The organism is Pseudomonas sp. CVAP#3, assembly GCF_018986375.1.
Taxonomy (GTDB): domain Bacteria; phylum Pseudomonadota; class Gammaproteobacteria; order Pseudomonadales; family Pseudomonadaceae; genus Aquipseudomonas; species Aquipseudomonas helvetica.
Map to the genome: position 1 here is coordinate 125,272 of NZ_JAHMSC010000003.1, position 24,493 is coordinate 149,764.

Annotated in this window: 18 protein-coding genes; all 18 read right to left on the reverse strand. The window is 60.1% G+C overall.

Features of this window, described 5'->3' with window-relative positions; all coding sequences use genetic code 11:
* Positions 1–7 precede the first annotated feature (7 nt).
* A complete protein-coding gene (gene pseC, locus KRR23_RS06765; protein ID WP_216741872.1) occupies positions 8–1,165 on the reverse strand; it encodes a UDP-4-amino-4,6-dideoxy-N-acetyl-beta-L-altrosamine transaminase in 1,158 nt (385 codons plus the stop codon).
* A complete protein-coding gene (gene pseB, locus KRR23_RS06770) occupies positions 1,162–2,163 on the reverse strand; it encodes a UDP-N-acetylglucosamine 4,6-dehydratase (inverting) (protein ID WP_216741873.1) in 1,002 nt (333 codons plus the stop codon). The genes pseC and pseB overlap by 4 nt, the downstream gene beginning before the upstream one ends.
* A gap of 29 nt (positions 2,164–2,192) precedes the next feature.
* Positions 2,193–5,123, reverse strand: a complete 2,931-nt coding sequence (locus tag KRR23_RS06775) for a TIGR00180 family glycosyltransferase (protein WP_216741874.1) — start codon at positions 5,121–5,123, stop codon at positions 2,193–2,195.
* A 55-nt stretch (positions 5,124–5,178) separates the two neighbouring features.
* Positions 5,179–5,907, reverse strand: coding sequence for a cephalosporin hydroxylase family protein (locus KRR23_RS06780; RefSeq protein ID WP_216741875.1), 729 nt, complete (start codon positions 5,905–5,907; stop codon positions 5,179–5,181).
* A gap of 25 nt (positions 5,908–5,932) precedes the next feature.
* Positions 5,933–6,598 carry an acetyltransferase gene (locus tag KRR23_RS06785; RefSeq protein ID WP_216741876.1) on the reverse strand — a complete coding sequence of 222 codons (666 nt, stop codon included), beginning with the start codon at positions 6,596–6,598 and terminating at the stop codon, positions 5,933–5,935.
* Complete coding sequence (locus tag KRR23_RS06790; RefSeq protein WP_216741877.1) at positions 6,595–7,716, reverse strand: DegT/DnrJ/EryC1/StrS aminotransferase family protein; 1,122 nt, start codon at positions 7,714–7,716, stop codon at positions 6,595–6,597. Before KRR23_RS06790 ends, KRR23_RS06785 begins: the two co-directional genes overlap by 4 nt.
* Complete coding sequence (locus KRR23_RS06795; protein ID WP_216741878.1) at positions 7,713–8,939, reverse strand: class I SAM-dependent methyltransferase; 1,227 nt, start codon at positions 8,937–8,939, stop codon at positions 7,713–7,715. The genes KRR23_RS06790 and KRR23_RS06795 overlap by 4 nt, the downstream gene beginning before the upstream one ends.
* Positions 8,936–9,496 (reverse strand): dTDP-4-dehydrorhamnose 3,5-epimerase, encoded by a 561-nt coding sequence (locus tag KRR23_RS06800; protein ID WP_216741879.1) that lies wholly within the window; start codon positions 9,494–9,496, stop codon positions 8,936–8,938. The genes KRR23_RS06795 and KRR23_RS06800 overlap by 4 nt, the downstream gene beginning before the upstream one ends.
* The gene (rfbG, locus tag KRR23_RS06805; RefSeq protein WP_216741880.1) at positions 9,493–10,575 is read right to left on the reverse strand and encodes a CDP-glucose 4,6-dehydratase; all 1,083 of its coding nucleotides are present in this window, start codon (positions 10,573–10,575) and stop codon (positions 9,493–9,495) included. Before rfbG ends, KRR23_RS06800 begins: the two co-directional genes overlap by 4 nt.
* Positions 10,557–11,330, reverse strand: a complete 774-nt coding sequence (gene rfbF / locus KRR23_RS06810; protein WP_103315589.1) for a glucose-1-phosphate cytidylyltransferase — start codon at positions 11,328–11,330, stop codon at positions 10,557–10,559. The genes rfbG and rfbF overlap by 19 nt, the downstream gene beginning before the upstream one ends.
* A gap of 757 nt (positions 11,331–12,087) precedes the next feature.
* Positions 12,088–15,684, reverse strand: a complete 3,597-nt coding sequence (locus KRR23_RS06815; protein ID WP_216741881.1) for a glycosyltransferase — start codon at positions 15,682–15,684, stop codon at positions 12,088–12,090.
* 114 nt (positions 15,685–15,798) lie between these two features.
* Positions 15,799–17,367, reverse strand: a complete 1,569-nt coding sequence (locus tag KRR23_RS06820; RefSeq protein WP_216741882.1) for a flagellar hook-associated protein 3 — start codon at positions 17,365–17,367, stop codon at positions 15,799–15,801.
* A gap of 13 nt (positions 17,368–17,380) precedes the next feature.
* A complete protein-coding gene (gene flgK / locus KRR23_RS06825; RefSeq protein WP_216741883.1) occupies positions 17,381–19,444 on the reverse strand; it encodes a flagellar hook-associated protein FlgK in 2,064 nt (687 codons plus the stop codon).
* A 23-nt stretch (positions 19,445–19,467) separates the two neighbouring features.
* Positions 19,468–20,763: a flagellar assembly peptidoglycan hydrolase FlgJ gene (gene flgJ, locus KRR23_RS06830; protein WP_216741884.1), complete on the reverse strand. Its 1,296-nt coding sequence runs from the start codon at positions 20,761–20,763 to the stop codon at positions 19,468–19,470.
* 10 nt (positions 20,764–20,773) lie between these two features.
* The gene (locus KRR23_RS06835) at positions 20,774–21,883 is read right to left on the reverse strand and encodes a flagellar basal body P-ring protein FlgI (RefSeq protein WP_054596272.1); all 1,110 of its coding nucleotides are present in this window, start codon (positions 21,881–21,883) and stop codon (positions 20,774–20,776) included.
* A 15-nt stretch (positions 21,884–21,898) separates the two neighbouring features.
* Positions 21,899–22,579, reverse strand: coding sequence for a flagellar basal body L-ring protein FlgH (flgH, locus tag KRR23_RS06840; protein ID WP_216741885.1), 681 nt, complete (start codon positions 22,577–22,579; stop codon positions 21,899–21,901).
* A 51-nt stretch (positions 22,580–22,630) separates the two neighbouring features.
* The gene (gene flgG / locus KRR23_RS06845; RefSeq protein WP_054596270.1) at positions 22,631–23,416 is read right to left on the reverse strand and encodes a flagellar basal-body rod protein FlgG; all 786 of its coding nucleotides are present in this window, start codon (positions 23,414–23,416) and stop codon (positions 22,631–22,633) included.
* A gap of 45 nt (positions 23,417–23,461) precedes the next feature.
* Entirely contained in the window at positions 23,462–24,202 is a 741-nt protein-coding gene (locus KRR23_RS06850; RefSeq protein WP_123583969.1) for a flagellar basal body rod protein FlgF, read from the reverse strand.
* Between the last annotated feature and the right edge of the window lie 291 nt (positions 24,203–24,493).

Sequence of the window (24,493 nt, forward strand, 5' to 3'; positions counted from 1 at the left end):
GCAGCAATTATTCGGTCAGCCGGCGCAATTGCTCGACCACGTAGTCCTGCTGTTCATCGCTGAGTAACGGAAACAGCGGCAGGCTGATGGCCTCGGCGTAGTAACGCTCGGCCTGCGGGAAATCACCTTCGGCGAAACCCAGGTCCCGATAGTACGGCTGCAAATGCACCGGAATATAGTGCAGATTCACCCCTACCCCGGCCGCTCGCAGACCTTCAAACACCTGTCGATGACTGAGGTTGATACGATCGAGTTGCAGACGCACCACATACAGATGCCATGCCGACTCGGCCTCGGGCTGAGCGCTGGGCAAGGTCAATGGCAGGTACGCCAGCAAACGGTCATAACGCGCCGCCAACTCACGCCGGCGCTCGATGAAGTCATCCAGCTTGTTCAACTGCGACAGCCCGAGGGCCGCTTGCAGGTCGGTGATGCGGTAGTTGAAGCCCAGTTCCACCTGCTGGTAGTACCAGGGACCGTGACTGGCTTCGGTCATTTGCTCGGGATCGCGAGTCATGCCGTGGCTGCGCAGGCGTTGCAGGCGCTCGGCCAGGTCCCGGCGATTGGTCAGGACCATGCCACCTTCGGCACTGGTAATGATTTTCACCGGATGGAAGCTGAACACGGTCATAGCCGCGAACTCACCACACCCCACCGGGCGCCCGGCATAAGACGCACCCACCGCGTGGGACGCATCCTCAATCACTGTGAAACCATAGCGCTCGGCCAGTCCGGCGATCATGCGCAGGTCGCAGCTCTGCCCGGAGAACGCCACCGCTACCAGCACTTTAGGCAGCGTGCCGTTGTCCTCTGCCGTTTCCAGCTTCGCTTTCAGGGCGTAGGCATCGAGGTTCCAGGTCAGTGGGTCGATGTCGACAAAGTCCACCTCGGCGCCGCAATAACGACCGCAATTGGCCGAAGCCAAAAAGGTATTTGGCGTGGTCCACAAGCGGTCACCTGGCCCCAGCCCCACCGCCAGACAAGCAATGTGCAAAGCCGCCGTGGCGTTGCACACCGCCACCGCATAATCCGCCTGGCAGCGCTCGGCCATCGCCTGCTCGAAACGCTCGATGGTCGGCCCTTGAGTCAGCCAGTCGGACTGCAACACCGCGACCACTGCGTCGATGTCCGCCTGATCCAGGCTTTGCCGACCGTAAGGAATCATGCCGACAACCCGGCGTGCAACTCGGTGATCTGCCCGACCGTGAGGAAATGCCCATTGGTGTCGGAGCGGTACTCGAAGTCTTCGCTCACGCGCCGCCCCTGCTCACCCACGCCGTCCAGCGAAAAATCAATGTCGACGTGAGTAAAACGAATCGACGGTTCGATGGTGTAGTGGTCCTCGAATTCCAGGGTCATCCGTGCGTCATCCAGCGGCACCATCAATTCATGGAGCTTTTCACCCGGACGGATCCCGACGACTTTGTGCGGCAAATGCTCAGCCATGCCGCGTGCCAGGTCGACGATGCGGATTGACGGAATCTTCGGCACGAAAACCTCCCCGCCATGCATCCGCGCGAAGCTGTCGAGCACGAACTGCACACCGTGATCGAGAGTGATCCAGAAGCGGGTCATGCGCTCGTCGGTAATTGGCAGCTCTTTCGCGTCCTCGGCAATCAGTTTGCTGAAGAACGGCACCACCGAGCCGCGTGACCCGGCCACATTGCCGTAGCGCACCACCGCAAACCGGGTTTGCTGATCGCCGGCGATGTTGTTCGCCGCCACGAACAGTTTGTCCGAGAGCAGCTTGGTCGCACCGTACAGGTTGATCGGGCTGGCCGCCTTGTCGGTGGACAGCGCAACGACTTTCTTCACCCCGTTATCAATGGCGGCGGCGATGATATTTTCCGCGCCATTGACGTTGGTGCGAATGCATTCAGTCGGGTTGTACTCCGCCGCAGGCACCTGTTTCAGGGCAGCGGCATGCACCACGTAATCGATCCCGCGCATCGCCTGACGCAAACGCTCGGCATCACGCACATCGCCCAAAAAGTAACGCATGCACGGTGCATTGAAGGTTTGCTGCATCTCGTACTGCTTGAGTTCGTCACGCGAGAACACCACCACCCGCTTGGGCTGGTACTGCTCGAGCAAACGCCGGATGAACATGCGCCCGAACGAACCGGTGCCGCCGGAGATGAAAATCGATTTACCGTTGAACATGCCGCGATCCTTTTACCTGTGCGCCAGACTTAAACCAGCAACCGCGCCCAATCCACGCTGGTCGGATTGCCAAGAGTGAAACCCTCGCCGGTCAGGGCGAGGTTCTTGTTGTACGCCAGATCGTGCTGGAACGGCCCGGCCCATTTTTCACGCAAGGCCGCAAGCGCCTGCGGTGCATCGGGCAAGGTGCCAGGATGGATAACCTGCACTTGCGGTGTCCATACCACCAGATAGCCGGCCTGACCAACCTTGAGGCACAGGTCGACATCGCCGTAGGCATTGGCAAACGCGTGTTCGTCCAGCCCGCCAACCTCGTCGAACAGCGCTTTGCGGATCATCAGGCATACAGCCGAAACGGCCGAATAGTTCTGCTCCAGCACCAGACGGTTCATATAGCCTTTGGCATCCTTGGACTCGCCAACGAAAGCCGAACCGACGCCGTCGTTCATGCCCAGAATCAGCCCGGCCTGAGTCACCTTGCCGTCGTGATCCAGCAGCTTGGTGCCAACCACCCCGACTTCCGGGCGCTGGGCCTGGTTGAGCAGGGATTCGAGCCAGTTCGGGTTGACCACTTCACTGTCCGCCGCCAGTAGCACCAGGTATTCACCCTGGACCTGCTGACTGGCCTCGTTGTACAACGCCGACAGGCTGAGACGCTCGTGCGCCCGCAGGACTTGAATCTTGTCGCCCGGCTGCCCGAGGCTGTCCAGCCATCGAAGGATGTCCGGTGACTGGCTCGCGTTATCGGCGATCAGCACTTCGTAACGGGTGTAGCGGGTTCGTTGCACAATGCCGGTCAGGCACCGTTGCAGCTGCGCCAGGTTGTCCTGGCTGGCCACGATGATCGACACCAGCGGACGCTCGGTATGACGGTAATCGATTTGATAAGTACCAGGCTCGGCGGAGCTGATTTGCGCCTTGTAGCCACGGGTCGCAAGGTGACGGATCAACGCCTGGCGCTCGTGGGCGTTGTCTTCCAGCACCGGCGCCCGGGCGATCAGCAACGGTTCGTCCAGATGAGCCAGCCAGGCCAGGCCGCCCTGCTCGATGATGCGCAGCAGCAGGTCGAACTCCAGTGCCTTGCTGAAGTCGGCTTGGTAACCGCCTGCTTCCAACAACACATCCTTGCGGATCAGCCAATGCCGCGCCATCAGCGCTGGCAGGCTTTGCAGCAAATCGAGGTTGAAACCTGGGCGGAACACATCGATCAGCGCGCCATTGGTGTCACGCTGAATCTCGTCCGCTGCCACTGCTCGACAGTCAGGCGCGGCGTGCAGTTCCAGACCTGCGCGCAACAAGCCACCAGCAGTGAACTCGTCCCCCGCCTCGGTCAGCAGCAACCAGTCGCACGGCGATTGACGCGCGATCTGATTGAGCTTGTCGACATGGTTGGCCGGGGTTACGCGAACGAAATGCAGCGTGTTGTGCACCGTCGTTGCCGCCAGCGGCTCGCCGGTGGTGAACACCACGATCTTGAAGGCATGGTTGTGGCCTTCCAGCAAACTGTCGAGGGTGATCTGCAGCTTGGCCGCGTCGTTGTCGAGGTCCAGCACCAGAATGCCAAACTGTGGACCGCCGTTATGGGCGGCCAGATAACGTGACGTCGCAGCGACCTCGTCAGCGTCCGGGGTGCGTGCCGCCAGCCACTTGAGCAGGCGACCGGAGCGCATGGCACCGAACACCTCGTCGTTGCTCTGGGTCGTCACCGCGTCCAGGCGCTCGGCCCAGGCAAACATGTCCCGCGCGTCGTCCGCTTCGCCCAGAAGCTCCAACTGCTGCGCCAGACGCTTGACCACCTGACGGTTGAACGGGTTGCTGCCGTACGCGTACCCCAAGCGCTCGACGACGCTTTCAGGGGTGTCGTTGTTGCGGGGCCGCATCATGTCAGCCTGCATCGTCCAGATACCTTCGAGCCCCTGAAGCTGAACGCGGCCGGCCGGCATGGCGTGCAGCAGAAATTCGAACTGGCTCAACAGGTCGAAGAACTTTTGATTGTAGAAAGGCATTTCGACATATTGCAAAAGCCCGAATTGGCGGTCTGGCCCCTTCTGCACATTGTTCCAGCGCGATTCGAAAATCGGCTCGGCAGTCAACGCCCGACGGTTGCGCAAGCTGTCGGCCAGCGCCTCGAAACTGTCCAGTGCCAGTTGCCTGGCCTGCTCCACGTCAAGACCGGTGCGACTACTCGGCAACGTCGCCAGCAATTGGGCGAACGCTTCACGATCCGCTACCGACTTGGCATCGGCGAGGGTCAGGGTGCTGTAGATCTCGGTGTTGTGCTCCGACTCAAGGTAATTGACCTCTCGCACCACATACGGGATCGGCAGAATGCGCGCCTTGGCCATTGCCAGCATGTAGTACGCATGGCCGATTTCCTGCCATTCGAAGATGGTGTTCTCTGGCATGAGCGCGTACCAGTCACGCAACAGCTCGGTGCGGTGAACCGCATAGAACGGCGGGATGTACTGGTGCATGAAGTCGATGACCCGGTCCTGCGCGCGCTCGGACGAGTAGTCTTCACAGACCTTCTTGTCCCGGCGGTAGTAGCTCACGCTGTTGGCCAGGGTCAGGTACATCAGGCAATAGCCATGGCACATGCCGTAATCCGGATTTTCTTCCAGGAACGATACCGAAGCGTCGAGGGCGTCATGCACGATGAAGTCATCGTCGGCGGCAAACACCATGTACGGCGTGGTGACTTGCTGCACGCCGTAGTCGAGCTTGGCCCGAATGCCCCAGTAACCGTACTGCGGCAGGTGCTGATAGTCGACCGAGGGGTACACGCCGTCGATGCCATCGGTGGCTTGGGTCGAAGAGTCCAGCACCAGAATCCTGCAAGGCAAGGTGCTGTAAAACTTCACCGCCCGGCGCGCAAAGGCCGGTCGGTTATGGGTGATGAGTACCACCGTCAACAACTCGTTCAATGGTAATCCGCTTTCAGAACCGCACTTGCCTTGCATAATTTCTCCCCACAACCGGCGTATCGCCCGATGAACTCAACAATGATGTCGTTGCTTAACGAACCCGACGCAGATAGCCGTCCGGCGCCACAGTGATCAGCAGCTTGCTGTGAATCCGCGCATCGATTTCAAAATCGCGGTTTTCTTCCAGGTAGGCCCAGACCGCAGTTTTCGGGTTATCGCCCTTGCCCCACGGGCGATCCGGGAAAGCATCTTCCGGCATGTCTTCGACCACGGTGTCCATCACCACGCAGTAGCTGCCGACCGACACCAGCGGTGCGTACAGGCGCAACTCTTCCAGCACATGTTCGTGGGTATGGTTGGAGTCCAGAACCACCAGCACTTTCTTGCCGGCCACCCGCGCACGCACTTCATCAACGATGGCCGGATCGATGCTCGAACCCTGGATCATGCTGATGCGTCGCGCCATCGGGTGGGCTTCAATGGCTTCGCGGTTGTGCTGACGAATGTCGATGTCCACACCCAGCACTTCGCCGTGGCCGATCAGTTCCAGCATCGAGGCGTAAAACACCAGGGAGCCGCCGTGGGCGATGCCCGTTTCGACGATCACATCCGGGCGCAGGTCCCAGATGATTTCCTGCATGGCAACCATGTCCTGGGGAAACTGAATGATCGGCCGGCCCATCCAGCTGAAGTTGTAGGTGTATTTGTGTTTGGCCGTGACACCGACCCAGTCCAGCGACTCGGACTGAAGTTTTTTGTCTTGCTGCAAGCCTTCGATGTTCTGGCTTACTTCTTCGCGAAACTGCTCATGAGGATTCATGCAAACGCTCCGATACGGGGTGTTGTTAGTTGAAAACCCGACCGTCCTGATAAGGGACAGCCTGAGTCTTGATAATTCGTGCGGGATTGCCGACGACAACTGCATAGTCGGGAACATCCCGGGTGACCACGGCGCCAGCGCCGACCGTTGCCCAGCGACCAATACGCAAACGCGGAAGAATGGTGGCGTTGGTGCCGATGAAAGCGCCGTCACCCACTTCGACGCAGCCGGCGATGGCTACGCCGGGCGCCATGAACACGGAGTGCCCGATGCGGCCTTCGTGCCCGATCAGGCTGCCGTAACTGATGCTGCTGTTATCGCCCAGGGACACTTCGGCCTGAATGATCACGCCTTCCTGGAGATAGTTGCCGGTGCCCATGCGCGTCATGCTCAGATCGATGCCGGGGTGCAGGAAGTTGCCCAGTGTTCCGCCGGCCTCGATGATCTGCCGCGTCGTCTCGTAACGGGTTCTGGTGTCGCGGGTGATCAGGTTCACGAAGTGCGTGTCCGGGCCTTTCAAGTCGGCCACACGCTCTACCCCACCGATCACCGGCACACCGTAAAACAGCGTGCCGTGCTTGGCTGCATCGTTGTCGAGAAAGGCAAACTCCATGGCAGGGTTGGCTCGTTTGACGGAGCCAATCATGCGCACGGCTTCAGGGTTTGCCGCGCCCAACAGGTAGACCTTCACAGCACATTCCTTTGCTGGCAGACCGTGCGAATCACCTCGATCACCCGCTGTTGATCAGCGTCGGTCATGTCGTGGTAGCTCGGCAGATTGATCGCCCGTTCCGACAGCGAGACAGCCATCGGCGTGTGCACCGGCTTATCGGCAAACATCGGCAGCGCCGACAATGGCCAGAAAAATACCCGGGCATCGATATCCGCTGCTTGAAAGGCTTCGATCAACAACTCTCGGGTAATACCGGTGCTTTCATGGAACACCACGGTGGGCATCCAGTAACCGTTCCTGGAATGCTCCGGTTGCGGGTTCATGGACAGCAACGGGATATCCAGCAGCCCCTGGGCATACCGATCGAAGATCGCGCGTTTGCGGGCGATCAGCTCATCGACACGTTCGATCTGGGCACAACCGATGGCAGCCTGCAGATTGCTCATCTTGTATTTGAAGCCGATGAAATCCGGCCAGAACTGCCGCGTGCTGCCACTGACCCGACCGTGGTTGGAGAGTGTCAGCACGCGTTCATACAGCGCCTTGTCCGAGGTCACGAAAATCCCGCCTTCCCCGGTGGTCATGGTCTTGGTGCCATGAAAGGAGAAAGCGCCGAAGGCCCCCAACGAACCCGCGGCTTTACCACGCCATTGCGAGCCGATGGCTTCGGCGGCGTCTTCGATGACCGCAATCCCGTGCTCGCGGCCGATCGCAAGCAGCGCGTCCAGATCGCACAGGTTGCCGTACAAATGCACCGCCACGATGGCTTTGGTCCGTGGCGTAATGGCTTGCCGGACTAGCTCCGGGTCCAGGCACCAGCTGTCCGGCAACACGTCGACAAAAACCGGCGTCGCGCCCAGGTAATCAATGGGGGCCGCCGAGGCGATCCAGTTAGTGTTGGCCAGGATCACTTCATCGCCCGGGCCGATCCCCAGTGCGGCCATGCCCATGTGCAAGGCGCCGGTACAGCTGGAGGTCGCGATGGCATAGGGCACGCCCATGTGCTGCGCGAAGGATTTCTCGAAACGTGTGATGTATTCGTAGCAACGCTCGCCCCAGCCATGCTGCACAGCATCCAGCACGTACTTGGCTTCCAGCTCGCCCACACTGGGCTTGGTGTAGTGAATTCGGCTCATCTGAAGCTCAACTCCGGAATGGCAACGACAAAACGTCCGCCCCAACTGCGGACAACTGCGTATTGCTGGGTGATCTCGTCCAGCAGGTTCCATGGCAGCACCAGGACATAGTCCGGCTTCTCGATTTCAATCCGCTCGGGAGACACCACCGGAATGCGACTACCCGGCAAGAACTTACCTTGCTTGTGCGGGCTGGCATCCGCCACCCAGGCGAGCAGGTCTGGCTTGACGCCGGCATAGTTGAGCAAGGTATTGCCTTTGGCGGCGGCGCCATAACCGACTACGCGTTTGCCCTCGGCCTTGGCCTGCAAGAGGAAACGCAGCAGTGCGTGTTTGATCTGTTCCGCGGCCGGGGCCAGGGTCGCGTAGTAGGCAGCGGTTTTCACTCCGGCCGCCTGCTCGACCTGCAACTGTTGTTGCACGGCTGGCGTTACTTCACGGCGCACACCCTCGGCACGCTGCACGAATACCCGCAGTGAGCCGCCATGGGTCGGCAACTCGCTGACATCGAAAACTTCCAGGCCATTGCGCTCGCACAAACGCTGCACGGCGGTCAGCGACAGATAGGAATAGTGCTCGTGGTAAAGGGTGTCGAACTGTTGCCCGGCCATCAGCGTCAGCAACTGCGGAAACTCGAACGTCGCCACGCCCGTGGGCTTGAGCAGCGTCGCGAAACCGCTGAGAAAATCATTGATATCCGGCACATGCGCCAGCACATTGTTGGCGGCCATCAGGTCCGCGCCCCAGCCTTCGCTCAGCAACTGCGAGGCGCTGTCGCGACCGAAGAACAGCTCGCGTATGTCCAGGCCTTTTTCCCGCGCGGCCCGTGCCGTGCTGCGGGTCGGCTCGACGCCGAGGCAACGGATACCGCGTTGTGCAACGTACTGCAGCAAGTAGCCATCGTTGGCGGCGATTTCCACGACACGGCTGTCGGCGGTCAGCCCGAAACGCTCGACCATCTCGGCCACATACCGCTCGGCATGGGCCAGCCAAGTGCTGGAAAACGAACTGAAATACGCATAGTCGGCATCGAACAGACTGTCAGCGCTGGTGTAGTCCTCGGTCTGCACCAGCCAGCATTCCTGGCAAACCGCAACTTTCAACGGGACCCATTGCTCGGCCTGCTCCAACTGCTCGGCCCGCAGGTACGCGTTGGACGGTGGCGAGGTACCCAGATCGATCAATGGCAACGCCAACGGGGTGCCGCAACCTCGGCAATTCATAGACGCACTCCAGGGAATTGGTCATCCAGCCAGGGATGGGCGGCATCCCGGGTCGACAGATTTTTGACAGGCTCGGGCCAGGCAATCGCCAGACGCGGATCGAGCACCGACAGGCCGCCCTCGTGATCCGGCGCATAATCGGCGCTGTGCAAATAGAGCAGCTCGGCATCGTCGCTCAAGGTCTGAAAGCCATGGGCGAAACCTGCTGGAATCAACAGGCTGCGACCATCACCGGCGCGCAGGTGCTCGGCGTGCCATTGCAAAAAGGTCGCCGAGTCCGGTCGCAGGTCGACCGCAACATCCCAGACTTCACCGCGCAGGCAGGTGATCAGTTTGGCTTCCGGGGCCTGGGCATTCTGATAATGCAAACCGCGCACGCTGCCGCGCTCACGGGTGCAGGACTGGTTGATCTGACGAATATGGAACGGCTCGCCAAAGGCGCTCAGGCTGCCCTCGCAGAACAACCGGGCGAAGTGCCCGCGCTGATCTTCATGACGTTTGTGCTGAACACTGAACAAGCCCTGGAGAGACAACGCACTGATGCAAAACTCACTCACAGCGGCCCCCGATACAGGTTCAGCTGGTGCAGCGTGATGGCACGCATGTCGTCGCCATTTTCCCAGGCCAGGTGCCAATCCAGAGTGTGCGTCAGACAGTCTTGCAGCGACCAGCGCGGCTGCCATGCCAACAACTGACGGGCGCGACTGCTGTCCAGGCGCAACAGGCCGGCCTCATGCAACTCGCTCGGTTCGACGCGCAAACCTCGCGCGTGCGGCCAACGCCTGGAGAGCAGTTCGACCACTTCACCGACGCTGCACATATCGCTTTCACTCGGCCCGAAGTTCCACGCACCGGCGAATTTCGGACCCTGCTCATACAGACCCGCCGCCAGTTGCAGGTAACCGGCCAAAGGCTCCAGCGCGTGTTGCCAAGGGCGAACGGCTTGTGGATAACGCAGGGTCACCGGCTCATTCGCCGACCATGCCTTGAGTACATCGGGAATCAACCGTTCAGGGGCGAAATCGCCGCCACCCAACACATTCCCGGCACGTGCCGTGGCCAATGCCAGACCATGCTCGGCATGCCGCTCGGCAGGGAAAAACGAGGCTGCGTAAGACTGCGCCAACAACTCGCAGCAGGCCTTGCTGCTGCTGTAAGGGTCATGGCCGCCAAGGGCTTCGTTCTCGCGATAGGGCCACAGCCATTCCTGATTGGCGTAGACCTTGTCGGTGGTCACCAGCACGCACGCGCGCACGCCGCCGACCTGACGAATCGCTTCCAGCAGATTGAGCGTGCCCATGACGTTGCTCGAGTAAGTCCCGAGCGGGTCACGATAGCCTTCGCGCACCAATGGTTGCGCTGCCAGATGCAGGACGATTTCTGGCTGAGCCTCGGCGATCAGTTCCAGCAGGGCCGCCAGGTCACGCAAGTCACCGCGCTGATCGTTGATGCCTTCAGCAACGCGCGCCAGTTCGAACAGACTCGGTTCGGTGGACGGGTCCAGGGCAAAGCCTGTGACCTCAGCCCCCAGGCTTTGCAGCCAAAGCGTCAACCAACTGCCTTTGAAACCGGTGTGACCGGTGACCAGTACCCGCTTGCCGCGCCAGAATTGCGAACTCAGTCCCACTGCTTCCATGGGGCCTCCCCGCTCTGCCACAGGTGCTCCAGATGATTCTTGTCACGCAGGGTGTCCATCGGGTGCCAGAAACCATCGTGCTGGAAAGCGTTCAGTTGCCCCTCGGCCGCCAAGGTCATCAGCGGTTCGGATTCCCAAACCGTCTCGTCGGCTTTGATCAGCGACAGCACTTTGGGCGACAAGACAAAGAAGCCACCGTTGATCCAGCCGCCATCACCGCGAGGCTTCTCGGTGAAGCCGCGCACCAGATCACCGTCGCGCTCCAGCGCGCCGTAACGTCCGGGTGGCTGTACCGCCGTAACCGTCGCCAGCTTGCCGCTGCTCAAGTGAAAATCCACCAGGGCACCAATATTCAGGTCCGAAACACCGTCGCCATAGGTAAAGCAGAACGCTTCCTGATCTTCCAGATAGCGGCTGGCACGACGCAAACGGCCACCGGTCATGGTCTCTTCGCCGGTGTCGATCAAGGTGACACGCCAAGGCTCGCTGTAGTTCTGGTGAACATCCATGCGGTTGTTGGACATGTCGAACGTGACGTCAGAGGTGTGCAGGAAGTAGTTGGCGAAGAAGTCCTTGATCGCGTAGCCCTTGTAGCCCAGGCAAATCACGAAGTCGTGAATTCCGTGTGCGGAATACTGCTTCATGATGTGCCAGAGAATTGGCTTGCCGCCGATCTCAATCATCGGCTTGGGCTTGAGGTGCGACTCTTCGCTGATCCGCGTGCCCAGGCCACCCGCCAGAATAACTGCCTTCATCTTGTCCCCTCTTGTTCGTCACAGGGCCAGCCCAAGCCCTGCAAGGCTTTGCGACCGTCTGGATAAATCGTATGAGGCTGCACCCATCACTCTCTGGCTGCACCGCACATGCTCGATTTATGGCGATTTTGAGGGGGACTTGCAGGAAACGCGCCAGCTAGCGCTGACACAGGAACTGGAGCTGGAACTGCCGCAGGCGGCGATCTTTTGATTGTGCTTTGAAAAGATCGCCGCCTGCATCAGCTACGGATATCAACCACCCGCAATGAAGTGGCTCGCCTTCACCACTCAACAGGCCGAGCGTTAGCTCGCCTGCCGCCCTTGATCTTGATCCACCCGCCCCTTCGGGAGGCCGAGTGGAGGCGTTCATCAGGGGGAAGGCGCGCAGCGCCGTTCGACGCAGTCGAACACATCGAGAGGAGGTCGTCGCGCAGCAGACCGTAGGCGATGCCCCCTGATGAATGCCGGAGCGAGGGGACGCCGAGCCTAGGCGAGGGGCCGTACGCTTGGGGCGAGACCTTTGGTTACTTTGGGGCGTTTGCCAAAGTGACACGCCGTAAGGGCGGAACCGTAAGCAGCCGTTACCGCAGAAATGGATATGTACACCTGCAAGAGGTTGGTCGGCTGTCAGGCCGCCATCGCGAGCAAGCTCGGCTCCTACAGGTTTGATTGGTGTACATCTGCGGGAGATTGGCCGGCTGTCAGGCCGCCAAGGTCAAAAGATCGCAGCCTTCGGCAGCTCCGAAGGCAGGGAGTATCAGTCGGCCAACCAGCCATTTTCCCAATACCGCACGTTGTCTCCGCGCAGCATGTAGTCGCGCAGCACCGCTTCGCGCAATTCATCGCCCATGCGGTAGCTGGCATCCGGGTCCGCCAGGTGCATGCGAATGGCCTGCAACCATTCTTCGGTGCTGTTGCTGACAACCCGAGTGCACGGCAGATAACCCCGATACGCCTCGGTATCGGTACACACCACCGGGTAGCCGCAGGCGCCGTACTCCAGCAGACGCAAATTGCTCTTGCAGTCGTTGAAAATATGAAACTCCAGCGGTGCCAGTGCCAGGTCGAGGTTCAGGCTGGCCAGTTTCGCCGGGTAGACACTGAGGTCGATCACGCCATGGAATTCATGCATGTAAGGCAGCAATTCTTCGGGACACATACCGAAGAACACCCAATCCACCTCGTTGGCCAACTCGCGAACGACGTCGGCGATGATCGCCAGGTCGCCCGAGTGACTGGTACCGCCCCCCCAGCCTACCCGTGGCTTTTTCGAGGTGCGGCGCTGGCTGCGCAGGCCATCCCAAAGATGAGTGGCGAGCATGTTCGGCACGACCCGAATGTCGTGATGCATCGACGACAACGCATCGGCCAGTGGCTGGGTCGAAACCACCACCCGATCGCACAGGCCGATACCGCGACGGACCAGACGTTCCATCTCGACGTGGTCCGGCATATTGCGAATGTGTGCGTTCTTCTTCGGCGCCTTGATGACATAGTCATCCAGCTCGAAAATCAGTCGGGCGTTGGTGTAGGGCTTGAAGGCGGCGATCTCGTTGACCGGCCCTTCACTGTAGCGCCCTTGCAGGATGATGACGTCCGGCGCCTCACGCTCGATCTCGATGATCGACGGCAGATCGTAGTAGATCCGCCCGGTCGCCCGACCCGCCTTCTGCAGTTCGACCAGCGGCTGGATCGCCCGATAGTGACCCACTGCCGAGGAGTTGACCGGCAGCGCCATGATGTTCGGTAACTGGCGAACGGAAAACGGGCTCCAGCCGGTGCGCAAGCCTGGCTCCAGGCTGTAACTGGAACCCCCTAGCGTATTGAGCATCAGGTTCGGGTTGTACGCCGGGTCGCGAGCAACAATGGGCAACCAGCGCCGGTAGAAGGTTTCCTGCTCTTGCGTGCGTTGCGCCAACTCGGCTTTGTCCGGGACGACAGCAGGCTGTGTCCCGATGGCCAACTGGGCGTACGGCGTCCACACCACCAGATAGCCGTTCTGACGGACCCGCAAACACAGGTCCACCTCGTTGAGGGTCAAGGCAAAATCCTGCGCCTGCAGCCCGCCGACACTCTCGAATATTGCCTTGCGCACCATCAGGCAATCGGCACCGACAGCGCTTAGGTCCTGAACCACCTGCAAGCGGTGCATGTAGCCCGCCGCGTTAAGCGAGTCGGCGAAAAACGGTGAAGCGGCCGGCCCTTGCAGCCCGAGAATCAGCCCGGCATGCAGCACGCAACCGTCAGGATTGAACAGCTTGGCCCCGACGACACCGACTTCTGGACGCTGCGCATGATTGAGCAACTCACCCAGCCAGTCCGCGCGGGTGACCACCACATACGGGTCGAGCATCAGCAGGTATTCACCGCGAGCCTGCTGCGCCGCAAAGTTGCGCGTCGCCGCGACATTCCCCTGCTGCGGATACGTCAGCACCCGCAACCGGTCACTGCCCAACTGGGCCATGGCACTCAGCCACTCAAGCGTCTGCGCAGACTCACTACCGTTGTCGACCAGCAGCAACTCGTACTCGCTGTAGGCGGTTTTCTCCAACAGGCTTTCGACACACCGTTGCAGCACTGACAACTGGTCCTTGCAGACAATGATGATCGACACCAGCGGCCGCTCGGCGTGCAGGTAATCGACACGATTGAGCAAGGTAAAACTGCCCTGGCGAATCTCATGGGCAATATCCAATCGCTGAAGATGCGCCGCCAACACTTGCGGATTGAGTTCAATGACGTCGGGCAGCGCCAGCCACTGTGCCAGGCAGAGTGTCGACTCCAGCATCACCTCGGCAATATGTTCGACGACCTCCACGCCACTGTCCTCGACCATGCGCCACAGCACATCGTGAGGCGCCAGCTCGCCATAGCTTGAATTGAATCCACCCAGCGCCAGGAATCGCTCACGCTGGAACGCCAGGGATCGCCCGACGTAGGGATAACTGCGCATCAGGTCCAGGTTGAAATCCGGCTTGAAGACCGGGTCTGACGACTCACCGTCGCGCAATCCGCCTTCGTCGCCATACACACACAATGCGCTCGGTGACGCACTGACGCGCTCGGCCAGCAGCAACAGCGCCGGCTCCACCAGTCGATCGCCAGCACGCAGCACATAGAACCAGTCAACCCCGTCGAGCTGCGCCAGCAATGCGTTGAGCTGCGCGCACCAGTCCTCCTGCAACGGCAGGTTGAACACCCGCTCTTCGAGCTGCGCTTCGGTACAGGCGCTGGACAACACCAGGATCAGTTCTGGCGCATAGAACTGTCCGGCAAGGCTTTTAAGGGTGAGATCCAGACTGGCACGACTGGACTGATCATCGATGATGATCGGGACGATTTTCGGTTGCCGCGACCAACCGGCGACGGTTTCCGGCAACAGATGTCGCTGAGTCTCACTGAGTGTGCGACACGCCAGCCATTGCGTGTACAGCTGGGAAAAACTCTCGCTGGCGATACCCACCCGATATTCCTGGCTGGCCTGGCGATTCCCCAGCGTCCGACTCAGGGGCAACTCCTCCCAGATTCGCGGCGCCTCTTCGGCACGACTCAGTGGCAGGAAACGAACCCAGCCTCCCGCCGGAGCACCCTCGCCACCACGAACCTTGAGCATTTGCACCAGCCAGTGTTTTTCCAGCTCCGCCGCATCTTTCATCGGCTGCTGACGAATCAAACGCTCCGGATGCAAGCGCTCGACGCTCAGCACGTAGTTGAGCTGAGCAATGTTGCCCCGGCGCATCAGGCAGATGTACAAGGCCAGATCGAGCGACGCGACAAAGCAATGGCCAGGTTGAGTCAAGGCCGGCATCAGTTCCTGCACATCCTTGCGGCGCAACAGCGCACTGCTGAAGCCACCGAGGAAGTTGACCGGGAAGCTCTCGAAAATCGCCAGCAGGTCATCGCCCTTGAATATCCCGCACACCGGCGACAGCGTGCTGTTCTCCAGACGTGATGGCAGCGGGTGATCGTCCGCATCCCAGAACACGCGCTGGGCCAGCACCAGATTGATGTCCGCCTGCTCAGTCAGGACCTGCGCCTGGCGCTCGATACACGCAGGCGACAGCTGATCGTCATCACAGAGAAACTTGATGTACTCGCCCTTTGCCTCGCCCAGGCACGCCAGCAGATTGCCGACAAACCCCAGCGTCTGCGGGTTTCGTACATACCGCACGCGCTCTGCTGCATCGCCCGTCAGCGACTCGACAACCTGCCGGATCTCATCGCCGCGACTGTCGTCGCACACAATGACTTCAAGATTGGCGTAATGCTGGATCAGGGCACTGCGCAGGGCCTGAGCAAAGAAGCGTGGATTGAAGGCGGGAATGACGAGGCTGACTAACGGGACTGGATTCACGGCGGGGCTCTCAAGCGGCGGACGCTCACCCGGTCGGGTGAGCCCCTGAAACCGCTGAAAAAAGGCGATTGGTATTCGGCGGTTTACGACCGGGCGCTTTCGCGCCAGGCCCCCTTAGATCTTGTTGAACAGACCCAGCTGACTGATTTTGCTGAACGCCAGTTGCGCGGCCTGCAACATGGTTTGCTGCAACGTCAGACGAGTCATGACTTCGGCCGGGTCAGAGTCGCGGATAGCCGACTGGCTGGTGGTGTTGGCCAGGCCGAGGCTCTGGTTGGTTGTCGTCTGATCATCCAGGGCCTGACCACGCACGCCCACAGCTGTGATTGCCGAGCCCACCTGCGCCGAAGCGGTGTCCAGGTTGCCAATACCCGATGCGACGGCCGCCTGCATTTTTTGCAAGGCGACCGGATTGTTATCCGCCGGGGTATTCAACGCAGCCTGCAACTGCCCCAAAGTGTCCAGAACGTTCTGGGTCTGGTGGTTGTTAGACTGAACAACAAACTGATCGCCGGCTGCCGGAGTACCGCCGAGCGTAAACGTAACCCCTGCGGCTGTCGCAGTAGAACCGGCCATGGTGCCCGAAGACACGGGCTTGCTGGTCGCCGTGATCGGCGATGCATAAAGATCGTAAGCCGTGGCACTGGTGAACTTGAGAATCGCGCCGCCAGTCGGGAAGGTGCTGTTATAGGCAGTCGGGTTGCTCGTGGTCGCACCGGAGATCACTGCCGTGGACGGGTTGCCCGGGCTACGCGAAGCGCTGATGGTGTCGGGCTTGACCGCCAACTGGAAGCTATGGCCGGCGATCACAGCGTCTGGAACGGTATCGCCAGGCTTCAGATTGATGTTCAGCGTCAGGTCGACACCGCGGAAACTGACCGTCTGGTTAGAGGCGTCTTTATTGCTGATCACACCGCTCTGGCTGGCCTCGGCAGTGACATCGTTACCCAGCGCATCAGTGATCTGCAGCTGGGTGCTGCTGACAAAATTCACGGTGTAAGGTTGACCGGCGGTGAACTTGGAATCGAACGTTGCGCTGTTGCTGATCTGGCCGCTGGACAGCGTCACCCGACCGTCATCCACCGCAGGTGCGGTCATGGTGGTCAGAGAGCGACTGGTGTTGCTCGCCTTCTGGAAGGCATCCCAACCAGTGATGTTGCTGGCAACCGACATGGAGTCGCCGATGGCCAGGCTCACGTCGGACTGGTCACCGTTGTAGCTGTAGGTGCCATCGGAGTTTGCCGTGTACGGAGGCGTACTGGTTTTGGAGCCGGCGAACAGGTAGTTACCGTTGGCATCCTGACTGTTCATGAGGCCCAACACCTGACTCTGGATCTGCCCCAGCTCCTGGGCCGCAGCCTTGCGGTCCGCATCGGTCTGCGTGCCGTTGCTGGCGCCCAGCGCGAGTTCCTTGGCCCGCTGCAAGGCGGTGCCAATCGCGCTCAACGCGGTTTCGGACTGACTGTATGCACCCTTGAGACTGCTGATGTTGCCGGCGTACTGATCGAGCATTGCGCTCTGCTGGCCGAGCTGAAGCAAGCGCGCAGCACCAATCGGATCATCGGCGGCGGTATTGACCTTGGTCAGGCTGCTCGCTTCGGCACTGGTCTTGATTGCATTGTTGTAATTACGCTGATAGTTGGCAGCGGTCGTTTCGTAATACTGGGCGGTAGAAATGCGCATGAATTACGACTCCTTAAATACTGTTGATCAGCGTGCTGAAAGTTTCCTGCGCAGCCTTGATGATCTGCGATGAGGCTGTGTAGTACTGCTGGTATTTCACCAGGTTGCCGGACTCTTCATCGAGGTTGACACCCGACAGGGCATCGCGGGCATTCTTGGCACCGGTCAGAATCACCGTGGCGGCATCGCCGTCAGACTTGGCCTGAGCCGCCTGGGCGCCAACGTTGGACACCAGTTTGCCGTAGGCATCCGAGAGGCTGAGCCCCTTGCTCACCGAGCCGGTATCCACCGTTTGCTTGGTCTGTAAACCGACCAGAGCGGTGCCGTTGCGGTTGTCCGAAGAGTTGGCACCGATCAACGAAATACTGAAGCTCTCACCGTCAGCGGGCGAACCATTGACCGTTGTTTGAACCGAGAAGGTCTTCTGCACTGGCGGCACGACCGAGTTGTCCATGATCGCAGCACCCGTGCTATCGACCATGTTCACTTGCAGGTTCAGGGTATTGCTTTGACCGGGAACGATGGTGCCCGAGCCCATGCTCCCGCCCTTGGCGTCGAAAAGCTTATAACCCTGGGTCCCGGCACCGGCAGGATCGAACACCACTTTGACCGGCGTCGAATACTGGAGCCCGGTTTGCAGGTCGGCATTGGCCGCTGGATTATAGATATCCAGGGTGCTGGTCAACGTCGGCTGGGTATAGGTGCCTTTGTTGTTGGCACTGGCGACACCGCTCAGAGGCGCAGCCGCGGCGAGCTTCTTCGGATCGGTGATCACCGTCTGGATATCACTGGCACCACTGCGGGTCGGCGTCACCTTGAAGGTGTCGCCGGCGCTCATGGCACCGCCGCCATTGAGCGTCATGCTGAAGCCGTCGATCACCGGAGCCGGTGTGGTGGCGGTGCTGAAGGCGCCCATGTTGGTGCCGTCGGAGCGCGTAACGCTGTAGTTCGTAGCGCTGGTGAAGGTCACCTTATAATCGCTGGTGGTCAGCTTGCCCGTGTCGTTGATAGTGACATTGAGGTTGCCGGAACCGGCGCTGTTACCCGCCTGGGCAATGCTGCGCTGCGAGATCAGCGTGGCACTGTTTATGTTGTTGAAGATCGCCGAACCAAAGTCGCCGTTCTGGTCGATGCCCTGAGCCTGCTGCTGGTTCATCTGATCGGCGACAACCAGTGCCACTCGCCCCAGCTCGTTAATTGCCGGGTTGAGCACTTCGCTGCGATAACTCAGCAAGCCACCCACCTGACCGGTCGTCACCACCGACGTAATATCGATGACGCTCGAGCCGCGATTCAACTGGAGTGTCGACTGAGTCGGATCAGTCTTGCCCGGTACGGTTTCCAGGGTGTTAGTGGTGCCGCCCATCACCAACGGCTGACCGCTGCCGATGTAGACGTCGTAGTTGGTGCCGCGCTCGACAACCTGGGCACCGACCAGGTCGGAAAGCTGGCGGACCGCCTCGTTACGCTTGTCGAGCAGGTCGCTCGGGCCACTGCTGTTGCTGGTGTTGCTACCCGCTGTTTGAGATATCTGCTGGTTGTACTGGGCGATCGTGGTCGCCAGTTTATTGACCTGGGATGCCATGTCCGCGAGGTTGGAGTTGATGCCGGTGTTCTGGTCGGTCAACTGCTTGGAAATCGAGTTGAAGCGATCGCTCAGGGCCTTAGCATTGGTCATCACCGATTGGCGGGACGCATCATCGGTAGGCTTGGTCGCGACCGCTTGCAGGGAAGTGAAGAACTTCTGCAGTGAGCCACTGAGGCCGGTGTTGCTGTCGGACAGCATCGTGTCGACCGGCGTAACCTGCCCCAGATAGGACGATGCCTGACCGTTAAGCGAAGTGCTGGTCTGCAACTGGGTGTCGAGGTAGGCGCTATACACGCGACGCACGTCAGCCAGGGTCGTGCCCGTGCCGATAAATACGTTATTGCCGTACTGAATCGAGGCCTTGCTGCTCTGCACGGTTTGCTGACGCGAATAGCCGGCCGTATCAACGTTGGCAATGTTGTTGCCGGTCACCGCCAAAGACGATGAGGCCGCATTCAACCCTGACATCCCGATATTGAGCAAACTCATGATTCAGACCTTATACCTTATGCCTATAAAGGCGTCGTGGAAGAGCCCGCCGCAGCGTAGTTCTGGTAACTCTTCATCTGCTTGGCTATCTGCGAAATCTTGCGGGCGTAGCCCGGGTCGGTTGCATACCCGGCCTCTTGCAACTCGCGTACAAACTGTTCTGGGTTATCGGCCGACTTCACAACATCTTGATAGCGATTATTGGTTTGCAGCAATGTCACAAGGTCATGGAAGCTGTCCTTGTAAGAGGCATAGGAACGGAACTCGGCCGTCTCCTTGACCATCTCGCCATTCCTGAATTCGCTGGTGATCGCCCGCGCCGAATCGCCCGTCCAACTGCTGCCGGCCTTGATGCCGAACAGGTTATGACTGCTGCTGCCATCCTGGGCACGCATGACCGATTTACCCCAACCGGTTTCCAGGGCCGCCTGGGCCACCAGATAACGTGGATCGACGCCAATGCGGTCGGCGGCTTCCTTGGCCATCGGCATCATCGTATTGACGAATTCGTCGGCAGAGCTGAAGGCTTTCTTCGCCGGCGCCAGCGGAATTTGAGCCATGGCACGACCATAAATCTGCATCCGCCCGCTCGATCCCGAATCCGTTTGCGAGGCCAGCCAATCGCCATTGAACAGCGGACCGGAGCCGGTCTTCATGCCTTGAGGCGACTGTATGTTGTTGAGCGCCGCTGCGCTGGTCGCCGCGGTCGTCGATGCCGACGGCACCAGGCCGGCGAGCAAGCGATCCGCAAGTTTCGGTGGCAACGCCAGACGACGCTGATTGAGCATCGCTACGTCATTGCGGTGTCCATCAAGCGATTGCTGCGGCGGATTGACCGCGCGCGACGCCCACAACGGCCGCTGGCCATTGAGCCGCGACAACGGCCCATCGGCGCCCACCGTACCGGCCGCCACCGGCGTTGATACTGCCGCTTTCGCCGCTTCCTGCTTGGCCGCAGACATTGCCGCCGCCTCGCCCGGTGCCAGCGGTTTGTTCTTCGACATCTGGCGCATCAGCACGTCGGCCAGACCGATCCCATGACCCTGACGAGACATGGAAACCGCCAGCTGCTGGTCGTACATTTCCTGGTACTGCTTGGCCGCAGGCGTGTTGAGCGGATTGTCCTTGCCCAGGGTCTCGGTGGCCGAGCGCATGGACTTGAGCATCTCGCTGAGGAACAGCGACTCGAACTCCTGCGCGACCTTGCGCATGTTCGCATCGCTGTTCTTGTCACCGACCTTGAGCTGGTTAAGCCGGTTCAGGTCCGAGTACGAACCCGAATCGCCGCTGCTGACCAACCCGCTCTTGTGAAGATCCATGTTCGCCATATCAAATCACGATCAGGTCGGCTTGCAGGGCACCAGCCTGCTTCAACGCTTCAAGGATCGCCATCAAGTCGCCCGGCGCCGCGCCGACCTGATTCACCGCACGGACAATCTCGTCCAGCGTGGTACCAGGACCAAACTTGAACATCGGCTTGGCTTCTTGTTGAGCATTGACCCGGGAACGCGGCACGACGGCGGTCTGACCGTTGGACAAAGGCCCTGGCTGACTGACAATCGGGTCTTCGGTGATGGTCACGGTCAGGCTGCCGTGAGTCACGGCGGCTGGTGAAACCTTGACGTTCTGGCCGATCACGATGGTGCCGGTCCGCGAGTTGATGATGACCTTGGCCACCGCCTGACCCGGATCGACTTCGAGGTTTTCCAGGATCGACAAGTAGTCGACGCGCTGGCTCGGATCAAGCGGCGCGGTGACGCGGATCGAACCGCCATCAATCGCCTGTGCAACACCAGGGCCGAGCATGTTGTTGATCTTGTCGACCACGCGCTTGGCGGTGGTGAAGTCGGAGCGGTTGAGGTTCAGGGTCAGGCTGTTGCCCTGATTGAAACCGCTCGGCACCGAACGCTCGACCGAAGCACCACCCGGGATGCGACCGGCCGACGGAACGTTGACGGTGATCTTCGAACCGTCGCGACCTTCAGCATCAAAACCACCGACCACCAGGTTGCCCTGGGCGATCGCATAGACGTTACCGTCGATACCCTTGAGCGGCGTCAGCAGCAAGGTGCCGCCGCGCAGGCTCTTGGAGTTACCGATCGAGGACACGGTGATGTCGACCTGCTGACCCGGCTTGGCGAACGCCGGCAAATCGGCACTGACCGACACCGCCGCGACGTTCTTCAACTGCACATTGCCGGAGCCGGCCGGCACCTTGATGCCGAACTGCGAGAGCATGTTGTTGAAGGTCTGCAGGGTGAACGGGGTTTGCGTGGTCTGGTCACCCGTGCCGTTAAGCCCGACGACCAGGCCGTAGCCGATCAATTGGTTGGAACGCACGCCCGAAATACTGGCGATGTCCTTCAACCGCTCGGCCTGAACGCCGAGGGAGGTGGACAGCAACAACACGGCCGCCATCAGGTGCTTGAAATTAAACATGAGTCGTTTCATCACCTAGAAAGGGAACAACGGGCTTAAGAAGAAACGGTCGAACCAGCCTGGCTGACTCGCATCGGCAAACGAACCGGTGCCCGAATAGGTGATCCGTGCATCAGCGATACGAGTCGACGGCACCGTGTTATCGGTAGCGATATCGTCTGCCCGGACCAGACCGGCAATGCGCACCAGCTCATCACCGGTGTTGAGGGTCATCCACTTCTCGCCACGCACGGCAATGATGCCGTTGGGCAGCACGTCGGCAACGGTGACGGTGATCGAACCGACCAGGCTGTTGCCCTGCCCTGCCTTGCTGTCGCCCTTGGTTGCGCGGTCACCGTTGTAACTGGCACTCAAACTCAGAGGACTATTGGTGGCCGGGGTGCCACCGAACAACGAGGTCAGACCGAGTCCGGTCTTGCTGGTCTTGTCCATCTGGGAGTTGGCGTTTTTACTGGCCTGGGTCTTCTCGTTCAGGGTGATGGTGATGATGTCACCGACCCGGAACGCCTTGCGGTCGCTGTACAGGTTCTGCTCGAAACCGGCCTGATAGATCGAGCCGTTGTTCGCCGCTGCAGGCAGCGGTGTACGAGGTAACACGGGCGCGTAGTACGGGTCATTGGGCTTCGGCGTCGGACCGACGCAGCCCGCGAGCACGGCGATCCCACTCAATGCGAGAACAGATACAAAGCGATTCATGACCCTACCTCACGGTGTTGCAGGCGGCTTCATGCCGCCTCATAGACTTGATTACAGATTCTGCGTTACGAACGAGAGCATCTGGTCGGCGGTAGAAATCACCTTGGAGTTCATCTCGTAAGCACGTTGAGTGGTGATCATGTTGACCATCTCTTCAACGGTGCTGACGTTGGAGGTTTCCAGGGTGTTCTGCAGCGTGGTACCAAAACCGTTCAGGCCCGGCGTACCGATTTGCGGCGCACCACTGGCGGCGGTTTCCTGGAACAGGTTGTTACCCATGGCCTGCAAACCGGCCGGGTTGATGAAGTCGGCGGTTTGCAGGTTGCCGATCACTTGCGCGGCAGCAGCGCCTGGAACGGTGATCGACACGGTGCCGTCACGACCGACCGTGAAGGTCTGTGCATTGTTCGGAATGACGATGGCCGGTTCCAGGGCAAAGCCGCTGGCATTGACGATCTGGCCATTGGAGTCCAGGTGGAACGTACCGTCACGGGTGTAGGCGGTCGTGCCGTCCGGCTGCAGGATCTGGAAGAAACCGCGACCGTCGACCGCCATGTCCAGCGGCTGGTCGGTGGTTTGCAGGCTACCGGCGGTGAAGTTTTTCTGAGTGCCGACAATGCGCACACCGGTACCCAATTGCAGACCCGACGGCAGTGCGCTGTCCTGGGTCGACTGGGCGCCTGGCTGACGCTTGATCTGGTACAACAAGTCCTGGAACTCGGCACGGTCACGCTTGAAACCCGTGGTCGATACGTTTGCCAGGTTGTTGGAAATAGTCGTCAGGTTGGTGTCCTGGGCGGACAGACCTGTTTTGGCAACCCATAGAGCCGGAAGCATTCAATTCTCCTCGTGCGCCTGTTTTACGGCGCGACGTTCTGATAATTAGCTGATCTGCAAGACCCGAGCCATGGCCTGGTCGTCGTCTTTGGCGGTGTTCATCATCTTGATGTGCAGCTCGAATTGCTTGGACAAGGCCAACACCGAGGTCATCTCTTCAACGGCGTTGACGTTGCTCGACTCAAGGAAGCCCGACACCAGTTGCACGTTGGCATCGACCGGTGCCGGCTTGCCGTCTGCGGTGTTGATCGAACCGTCCAGCCCCTTGGTCATGTTCTTGATGTCCGGGTTGACCAGCTTGATGCGGTCGATTTCTGCGATGACGCGCGGACCTTCACCCATTGACCGAATGCTGATGGTGCCGTCCTGGCCGACTTCGATTTTCTGCTCGGGCGGCACGGCAATCGGACCACCGTTGCCCATGACCGGCATGCCGTTGCCGGCGCGCAGTACGCCCAAGGCGTCGACATTCAGGCTGCCGGTGCGCACATAGCTTTCACCACCGTTCGGATTCTGTACGGCAATCCAGCCGTTGCCCTGAACCGCTACATCGAGGTCGCGACCGGTTTCAATCATCGCGCCTGGAGAGAAGTCGGTGGCCGGACGTTCGGACAGGGCAAACGCTCGCGCCGGAAAGCTGTCGCCAAACACCGGCATCGACCGCGCCTGCTCCAGGTCTTTCTGAAAACCGTTGGTGGAGATGTTCGCCAGGTTGTTGGCATGAGCCTTTTGCGCCAGTGCGTTCTGGCTGGCGCCGGTCATTGCCACATAAAGGTACTTGTCCACAGTCTTTCCTCTGCATGTCGGACGTTTGCCGCCCACCGCTGTACTGCTGAGCCTCAAGCAATTTGCAGACCAACTTTCACGCAGGGGTTCGAAGCCCTCTAAACAAAGGACTTGAGAGGAATTGGAGGAGAATGGGCAATGGCATCAAAGACGAAAAACCGGCGCGGTTATGCCGCTTACGGCAAGTGTCGGCCTTTTACACGCGACACATTCACCGTGGCGAGGGAGCTTGCTCCCGCTGGGCTGCAAAGCAGCCCCAAAAACAACAATGAAGTTCCAGCAGGCATTACC